This window comes from Anoxybacteroides voinovskiense (genome assembly GCF_014196205.1).
Lineage (GTDB): Bacteria > Bacillota > Bacilli > Bacillales > Anoxybacillaceae > Anoxybacteroides > Anoxybacteroides voinovskiense.
In genome coordinates this window covers 1617-10103 of record NZ_JACIDE010000044.1, presented here as the reverse complement: position 1 = coordinate 10103, position 8487 = coordinate 1617, and the positions used below count along the sequence as shown (strand labels likewise).

Below are 8487 nucleotides of genomic sequence, written 5' to 3'. Positions count from 1 at the left end.
CAGAAATGCAAAGTATATTGATGAGCTATACTAAGGATCTGTAAGATGAAAGAAGGATGGACAGATCGTTCAAGGGGAGAGCTCGCGTTCATAAGCAGCGGAATGTAACCATCATGGGTGATGGTTCTTCTTCAATCGGTGAGATGAAAGGGGGATGCTGACCAGCCGTTTTCTATGGATTTGGTCGGCATTTTTTCTGTATGGATTTCGTATGTATTCGAAAACTTTCTCGTTTTTTTGTCTGCGGCAACTATGCAAGGAGTGATGGCACTTTGCCAACCCCTTGAGCCTCTTAGGGCTTCGGAATGGTGTTTGTGGAAGAAAATGGGGTTGCTTTTGTGCGATTAATGCTAAACAATTAGTTGTTACTTTCAACAAAGCTGTTGATAAAACAACTGCAACTGATGTTACAAAATACTCAATTAAAGTAGCTGGTCAACCTGCTCAAGCACTTACAGCACCTACTACAGGTAGCTATGACGCAACTGCTGAATTAAGTGCAGATGGCAAGAGTGTTACAATTACTTTAGTTACACCTTTAACTAGTGCTGCATGGCATTCAATTTCTGAGGGAGATGTCTTCCAAGTATCCGTTTCAGGTGTTAAAGATGCTCAATTGAATACAATTGCTGATACTACTAAGTCTGTCACTTATTCTGATAAAGTTGCGCCTACATTTGTATCAGCAAGCGCATCTGGTAAAACAGCAACAACTCAAATTAAAGTAACGTTTAATGAGCCAGTTGACATTACTGTTGCGACAGCTACTATTAATGGAACTGCAGCTACTGTAACAGCTGGTAGCAAACCAAATGAAGTTATTGTGACTTCTGGTTCAAACTTATTAGTTGGTCAGACATACAATCTATCTTTATTAAATATTAAAGATGCAGCTGGTAACTTGGTAAATCCAAATCCTGTAACAACAACAGTAACAGTTGTTGGCGATACTACAGCTCCAACTGTAACTGATGTTAAGGTTGTTCGTGATAGTCTACTTGAAGTTACTTTCGATAAATCAATGGATGCTAGCACAATTTCTAATACAAGCATCAAAGTTTTAGATGCTAACTTAAACCCTACTGGTATTACACAAGGTACTGTTACTGCTAAAGCAAACACTGACAATAAAACATTCTTAGTTCCAGTTACGGCTCTTCCATTCAACAATGGAACTTTCAATGGAGTAGTTTCTGTAGCTAATACTGTGAAAGATGCAGCTGGTAATGCAGTTGCAGCTACTGTAAAGAATGTTACTATCACTCAAGATACGGCAGCTCCACAAGTTGTGAGTGCAACATACAAGAAAGTAACTTCTTACAATGGCATTTCAACGCCAAATGGAGCTATTGTTGTCAAATTCAACGAAGAAGTTACTGCAAGTGCTGCAGCTGGAAGCTATGTTGTAGTTGATGATCAAGGTACTAGTATAACAACTCCAATTTCTGCTAGAACGGTAAATCCTAATGATAATACTGAGTTAGTATTATCATTAAATGCTCCAGTTGGAACTGGTGTGAAAACATATACAGTGGTTATGCCAAACTCTGCAGTAACTGACAAGGCTATTGCACAAAATGCATCTAAATCAGCTAACCTAACTGTTGATGTCTCTGCTGGCGCTCCTGTAGCAACTGATACAATTGCACCTGCAGTTAGCACTGTGAATGCAACAGCTGCAACTAACTCAACAAGTGGTACAACAATTGCTGTTACGTTTACTGAAGCAGGTTCGGGTTTAGATGCTGCAACAGTTACGAATGTTAATAACTATCGTCTTGACGGTGCTGCATTACCTGCGGGTTCTTATATTACAATTTCTGGTAATACTGCTACAATCAACATTCCTGCAGGTTCAATTGCAAAAGATAAAACTTATGCATTGAACATTAATGGTATTAAAGATAAAGCTGGAAACACAATGTCACCTTATGTTGGCTCTGTAGCCTTGAAGGATGATATTAAACCTGTATTTACTGCTGCTACACTTAATACAAATGGTACAGTTTCGCTCAGTTTCTCTGAAGCTGTTAATAGTGCGGCAGGTAAAGAGGCAGACTTTGCGGTAGTTCTGAACGGTGTGCAATTAAATACTGCAGCATATACTCTTGCTGATGGCGTTGGTGCTGATGCAGGTAAGTATGTATTGACTGTAAATACGTCAGTATTAAATAACGATTCAACTTACGGAGATGTATTATACATCGATGTAAATGGTAATGGAGCTTACAATGCAGGTATTGATATTGTTGTTCAACAGCAAGCAGCATCTGGAACAGACTTTACAGCTGGTACTTACAACCTAAATAATGCAACTTCATTAAAAGTAGGTACAGTTGCAGCACCAACATTAGTTAAAGACACTAGTTACTTAACTAACGTTGTTGAAGGTTCAAAAACAATTACTGTTAAGTAATTATCAGGGATGCGAGGGATGCGTGCCTGTCACGCCCCGAAGGTTGTCGAAGTTTTATAGAGACAGAGAGTCATTGAATGGCTCTCTGTTTCTTTTTTTCCGCATCAAATGTCGTTTGAAATATATATTATACCTTTGAACGCCTCGATTCCGCTTTGGAATGGGGGCGATTTTTATTTTAGGAGGGAATAGAATGCAGTCTGCAAAGCGCGTGAACATTGTGAGTGTAAAGCTCGTTCGCGAGTCTAGCGTGCTGTACAAAGAAAGGCAGGTGAAGTCGCCGGAAGATGCGTATCAGCTGTTGAAGCCGTTTTTGGCGGATGCGGATCGGGAGGTGTTTGTCGTTGTTTGTCTGGACACGAAAAACCAGCCGACGGCGATTCATGTGTGCCATGTGGGGAGTTTGAACGCCAGTATCGTGCATCCACGCGAGGTGTTCAAGTCGGCGATTTTGGCAAATGCGGCGTCGGTGTTAGTCGCACACAATCATCCATCGACCGACCCGACACCGTCAAGGGAAGACATCGACGTGACGAGAAGACTCGTGGAGGCAGGGAGAATTGTCGGGATTGAATTGTTGGATCATGTCGTCGTTGGCGGTGAGCGATTCGTGTCGTTGAAGGAAAAAGGGTACGTGTGAGGGGGAAGAATCATGCTCGAATGGTTTATGGCAAAAATGAAACGTGAGTTTGGCGTGGAAGTGAGGCTTGAGGAAGTCGGGTACGAAGCGTATACATTTGACCATGAGGAGATCGATGAATTGCTTATTCCTGACGAGCACGTAGCGAAATTGCCGAATCCGCTCTTATTAGAGGCGTTCATGTATGCGGATGCAGAAGGGAATGAGTGGATCGCTGGTGTCGTTGTGGAGGAAGAAACGAGAGAGATGTTGTATGAAGTGTGGATCAAAAATGGAAAGCGCATATGTGCGCGGTTGTACGTTTCGTGATAAAACTCGCGCCATTTCTTTTGCGAATCTCCCGACAAAACGAAAAGGATTCCAACCATACATGGCAGATTTGATGAATCTCAAGGAACCGCTATGCTTTCATTGCCAAAAAACTCATGACATTATGATATAACTGTCGGGAGTCGGGAGGGAAAGGGGGTGAAAAGGCATGTGGGAAAAAGTCGTTGCGACGATTGTGGTGGCGGTTGCCACAGAGGCAGTGAAACAATTGGTGAACGAAGGAAAGTAGGAAGGAGGAATGACCGATGAAAGTATTTCCGTGTTCTTGCCTATGCAAGCAATCGTGCCCTTTATGTACGGTGAAAACCATCATTGACATCATCAAACGATGAAACGATGGATGAATGAGCATTCCATCGTTTTTTGCATATGAGGGAGGAATTATCGTGCAACCATTACTCGATGCATTTAAGCAGTGGCTCATTGAAGAAGGGAAATCGCCGAAAACGATGGAGTCGTATGTCGGGGATGTCGCAAAGTTTCAGGCGTATATGGTCGAAAAGGCGGTTGATTCACGTCAGCCGCTTTCTCGTTTTTCTTTCGTCCGTTATAAGCAACATTTAATCGACAACGGCTATGCGGTGGCGACGATCAACAAAAAAATCAACAGCTTAAAAGTGTACAATGACTTCCTGCAAAAGAAGGGAATCGTAAGCGACAGTTTCATTCAACTGAAACGCGACCGCATCTCGATTGCCGCTGGAAGTGAACATGTCGTGACGGCATTGTCGGAAGAACAAGTGGAAAAGCTGTTGTTTTATGTCGAGGATCAGACAAAAGTAAGCCAACGGAATAAACTGATTGCTTACTTATTGCTTTATACAGGCGTGCGCGTGTCGGAGTTGGTGAACATCAAACGAGCCGACATTGATGCTTTAGCCCGTACGCTCACCGTTCGCGGCAAAGGCGGGAAAGTGCGCGAGATCACGTTGCGGCAAGATGTGCTTCACGTCATGAAACAATACGAACAAGGCGAACGAGCGAACTCGCGTTTTGTCGACAGCGACTATTTGCTTGTGAGCCAACGAGCGCCAAAGATGCATCGCGATGCGGTCAGGGAGTGGCTGGGGAACGTTTCAAAGGAACTCGGATTTCACTTGCATCCGCATTTGTTTCGCCATACGTTTTGCACGCGCTTGTTGAAAAAAGGAGTCGATTTGACAACGGTCAGTAAACTAGCAGGGCATAGTACAGTGAACATGACCGCAAGGTTTTACATTCAAACGACAAGACAGGAAAAGATGGATGCCGTTCAGCTATTGTAGAAAGGGGAAATGGAGCGATGAAAGTCATTCAATGTGTCAATGACATCGAAGCATTAAAAGCATACAGGCGGGCACCACAGCCGCTCATTCAAGCGATCGAGCAGGATTTCATCGATCTTTACGAAGCAAGTGGAAAAGAAACATCGCTGCCTGCTTTCTTCTTGCCGTACGATCAAGCACTCATTTTACTAGAAAAAGAGGATGACGTCATGGCACAGGTAGATGACCCATTTACGTTGGAATATGTCGAAAGACATCATCATGGAGACATGACATTTTACCGCATCGCGAAACGATGGGGGCATGAGTTTCAGCTATTTTATACGCTCGTTGGCATACATGATGAAGCGACGGAACAATGGCTGTTGGAACAAGCCGATTGGAACGAAGGAAGAGGGGATTTTTATGTTTGAACGATACAAGCCTCGTTATATGACACGTGCGGTCGCCGACACATTAAGTGAAGAACATCTACAGTTCATCCTTCGGTATGTGGATGAAAGGAATGAGCAAATGACGGATTACTTACAAGTGTTTGAGTTTTACGTGGAAAATCACGAGCAATGGCTCGTTCAACGGCAAGAACAGCCAGAGCGAGAAACGACGGTGTTTGTGCCGCTGGAAAAAGCCCTTCCCATCGAACAGACGGTGTGGGTGATGGATCAACAAGACTATGTCATCGTCTTATTTCCGAGTTGTTATTGATTAATATTAGCGAATAAAGAATGATACGTTCTTGGAAATGTGGGATGAGGTCAAAGCAGAAAGAAGCATTTGACCTCATTTTTTTTTGCCGCTTATTTTGCCTCTTATTCGGTTTCGTTTTTATGTTGACGGACTAATTCGTCCAGAAAAGAAGAAATATCAGCAATCATTCCTTTTTCCTTGAGCGCTTTTAAATAAGCGATCGTTTCTGGCAATAAATGTGCTGTAAATTTGACACGTTGTTCTTTATACGTCGTTCCTGCTTCTTTTTTTGGTCGCCCTCTGTTGTCTTTATACCCTTTTTTCTTCAATTCCTCCTTTACCATCGCTATGCGCCGCTCGAGTGACTGCATTCTGTAAGTGATTCGCTTCTTTTCGAATGCATCACTTTCCGTTTCGAGTGCTTTTTTTAACGCCTTCCATTCGGACAAAAATTCCTTTTGTTTTTCCAACAAGTGTTCGATTTGTTTCTTTTGCTTTTTCTCATATTGTTCCAAGTCGAACGCTCGCTTGCGTGGGTTGGTTGGTCTCAATTCGATCATTCCTTTCGCGATGTCTTAATTTATTGTTTTCATTTTTTGGTCGACTGGAAAATCAAACAGGTGCTTTCTTTTGTGCATGGACAGAAACATTCGCATCGCATATGTTTTCGGTCGACCGAAAATGGGAAGCAGGAGGGGAAAGAACGATGGAGTCATGCCAAATTGCCGCTGATGCGATTGTGCCAATGTTGCATCCAGTCATCGTTGACCAGAAAACGAAAAGAGGAGCTAAAAAACGGTGGAGTCATGGAAATTTTCCGTTTGTGGATTCAAGAGAAAGACGAATCAAAAGATGCATCAAGCCATCGTTTTTTTGCCCACAAGAGAAACAACTAGGCAAAGAAGGAGGAGGTGTTGCTTTTTTGCATGTTCAACTGCAGGAAAGAGCGAAAGGACGATGAATGGATGGCTTGGTTGCCGTGTTGTTTTTTCTTTTTTTGTTGATAAAGACACCTAACATAACATTAATGTGTTTACGTTTACGTCTACGTACACGAAAACGGCGACATGGACGTTTTTGTGCACCTGTACGCAAACGTCGCGCATGACCATTTCATTTTAGCAGGGAAAGGAGCATACACGTATGGAACATGGCATTGGTTATGACGGAACGAGAAGAAAACGAAGCCATCATCATTTGAAGCGAACGAGGGAGGACGATTGGAACACGCTTGAATTCGGGGACGATGAGGAATATGAGTTGGAATATGACGAAGAAGAGGTGGAATGGGATGAGGGAGAAGAAGCAACCGAGCATGAATCTTTCACGCAAGCAAGCAGCAAATTCAGCACAACGAACGATCAAGCATTCGTCTTGAATGGGAAGCCGCTGATGTTGAAAGAAGCAACAAAGAAAGCCACTTTTGCGGAAACACACGTGCGAGTGACGACATACTTAGAAAAAAACATTTATCAAATCATCCAAATGCTGAGAACACACAACCAGATTGAATCCATCACCAAATTCATCAACGACAGCGTGAAAGAGTATTTGATGAAGAAGTACCAATAGGAAAAGGACGATTCGTCCAGATGCGCCGAGTGACTTCGAAGGGAGAGTCACTCGGTCGCCGCTTTTTCTCTCTATATTATTTGTGATATGCTAGATTCATCTCATGTATAGGAGGTTTATAGGGATGCTGTATGAGCTTATCGATGAAATAGTGGAAGAGTTGGCAATATATATTGTTTCTGGGAGATTCCATATAGGACTAGATGCAGTGAAAGAGTACTTATTGTTTTATGTAATGGCAGATCGTATTCAAAAGGGAAAGCAAGAGGGAAAAATTAGTATTTGGAAATATTATGAACAACACACCTCTTTTCCAGAAGAGTTGAAAAATCTACCTCCAGAGAAAATAGAAAAGTTTAAATATAACCAGTACGAACGCTTGTTATATTTGTTCAATACGTTGAATGCTGAAAACAGAATGAAACATCGTTTGCGTCAAAAACAGGAAGCTGAATATAGAAAAAAAAAGAAAGAAAACAATCAGAAAACAACGGGAAACCCGAATCGTTTCAAAGGAGTAGATATTTTCCCTTATCAAATCGGGGAATTTTCAGCATTGGATGAAATAAAGGAAGGAGAAGGTGTTAATAAGAAAGCATCTACTACGCTGAAGCGGATAATTAGTGAGAAAGGGTATTTGAAAAGAATAAGCTTTAAGGGCTTTAAGGAATTAATTGAGTGTCTAGAAACTAAGATTGATCAATCAGGGGATGAGTACAAAAATGTCCAATATTACAAATTGGAAAAGCGATTAGGGTTCGAGCTAAGCAAAGCGGCAGCGGTTGCTTTGAAACAGTGTCGTGAAAATGGATATCCTTTATCAATAGCAGCCAGAGACCTTATAGAAGTGTTCCATTTGCCATTTATCTCCGATAGGCAAAAATACGTTCTGGTTTATCCATATTTAGATGAAGAGAAGAGAAAGATATGGCGAGGGGAAGTTGAAGGAATTATGAGATTTTTAGGTTATAGTGCTGTATTGGTTTTACAAGAAATAGAAGGAAAAGAAGATGTTTATGATGAAAGTGACTGGGAACGGTTTAGAAATATTTATGCACCAAGTTCATTTAAAAATGACTATAAGTTGCGAAAAGATTTTACTTTAGATGATTTTAGAATTTTAATGGAAACATTGGATGAATATAACACTTCTCGATTAGAGCAAGAACAGAAGAATGACGATGAGATAGACGATTTGGATACGATCCTCGAAATCAATGACTTGGACGTTATTGAGGAAATCAATGATTTGGTCGATATCGAGGAAAAGGACGATTTGATCGAGGAGATCGATGATTTAGACGAACTTGAGGAAACGGGAAAATAATTTACTCTAAGTAAATGACATTGTCAAGTCTTAATCACCTTTTAAATGTGAAAAATTGTATAAGGAATAGTTGTTTTACAGAAAACGAGAGGGGTTCTATGGTTGAGAACCCTCTCGTTTTTTTGTTGGGATTTGTTAAAGTCCATTTTTTCTGTGGTATGAGCAATCCATTTTGAAAAACACGCATTTTTCCCAAGAGAGGTGGGAGCCCGTTTTGAAGTACGATGGAACCAGAGGGGAGGACAGCTTC

At 41.6% G+C, this 8487-nt stretch carries 10 protein-coding genes; 9 read left to right on the top strand and 1 reads right to left on the bottom strand.

Going from position 1 to position 8487, the window contains the following annotated elements; genetic code table 11:
• The first annotated feature begins 283 nt into the window (after positions 1-283).
• From GGR02_RS17000 to GGR02_RS16975, 6 genes are all read left to right on the top strand, one after another.
• Positions 284-2416, top strand: a complete 2133-nt coding sequence (locus GGR02_RS17000; protein WP_183186124.1) for a beta strand repeat-containing protein — start codon at positions 284-286, stop codon at positions 2414-2416.
• A gap of 193 nt (positions 2417-2609) precedes the next feature.
• Positions 2610-3056 (top strand): JAB domain-containing protein, encoded by a 447-nt coding sequence (locus GGR02_RS16995; RefSeq protein ID WP_183186123.1) that lies wholly within the window; start codon positions 2610-2612, stop codon positions 3054-3056.
• A gap of 12 nt (positions 3057-3068) precedes the next feature.
• A complete protein-coding gene (locus GGR02_RS16990; protein ID WP_183186122.1) occupies positions 3069-3365 on the top strand; it encodes a hypothetical protein in 297 nt (98 codons plus the stop codon).
• 407 nt (positions 3366-3772) lie between these two features.
• Positions 3773-4651 (top strand): tyrosine-type recombinase/integrase, encoded by an 879-nt coding sequence (locus GGR02_RS16985; protein WP_229706282.1) that lies wholly within the window; start codon positions 3773-3775, stop codon positions 4649-4651.
• Positions 4652-4668: 17 nt separating this feature from the next.
• A complete protein-coding gene (locus tag GGR02_RS16980; RefSeq protein WP_183186120.1) occupies positions 4669-5064 on the top strand; it encodes a hypothetical protein in 396 nt (131 codons plus the stop codon).
• On the top strand, positions 5057-5356 hold the full coding sequence (locus tag GGR02_RS16975; protein ID WP_183186119.1) for a DUF960 family protein: 300 nt from the start codon (positions 5057-5059) through the stop codon (positions 5354-5356). Before GGR02_RS16980 ends, GGR02_RS16975 begins: the two co-directional genes overlap by 8 nt.
• A gap of 104 nt (positions 5357-5460) precedes the next feature.
• Here the strand turns inward: GGR02_RS16975 and GGR02_RS16970 are convergent, their stop codons facing one another.
• Positions 5461-5889, bottom strand: coding sequence for a hypothetical protein (locus GGR02_RS16970; protein ID WP_183186118.1), 429 nt, complete (start codon positions 5887-5889; stop codon positions 5461-5463).
• Positions 5890-6044: 155 nt separating this feature from the next.
• Between GGR02_RS16970 and GGR02_RS16965 the strand changes: the two genes are divergently transcribed.
• The 3 genes from GGR02_RS16965 (at position 6045) to GGR02_RS16955 (ending at position 8237) form a co-directional block, all read left to right on the top strand.
• Positions 6045-6299 carry a hypothetical protein gene (locus GGR02_RS16965; RefSeq protein WP_183186117.1) on the top strand — a complete coding sequence of 85 codons (255 nt, stop codon included), beginning with the start codon at positions 6045-6047 and terminating at the stop codon, positions 6297-6299.
• 182 nt (positions 6300-6481) lie between these two features.
• Positions 6482-6910, top strand: a complete 429-nt coding sequence (locus GGR02_RS16960; RefSeq protein ID WP_183186116.1) for a hypothetical protein — start codon at positions 6482-6484, stop codon at positions 6908-6910.
• Positions 6911-7034: 124 nt separating this feature from the next.
• Positions 7035-8237 carry a hypothetical protein gene (locus tag GGR02_RS16955; protein ID WP_183186115.1) on the top strand — a complete coding sequence of 401 codons (1203 nt, stop codon included), beginning with the start codon at positions 7035-7037 and terminating at the stop codon, positions 8235-8237.
• Positions 8238-8487 lie beyond the last annotated feature (250 nt).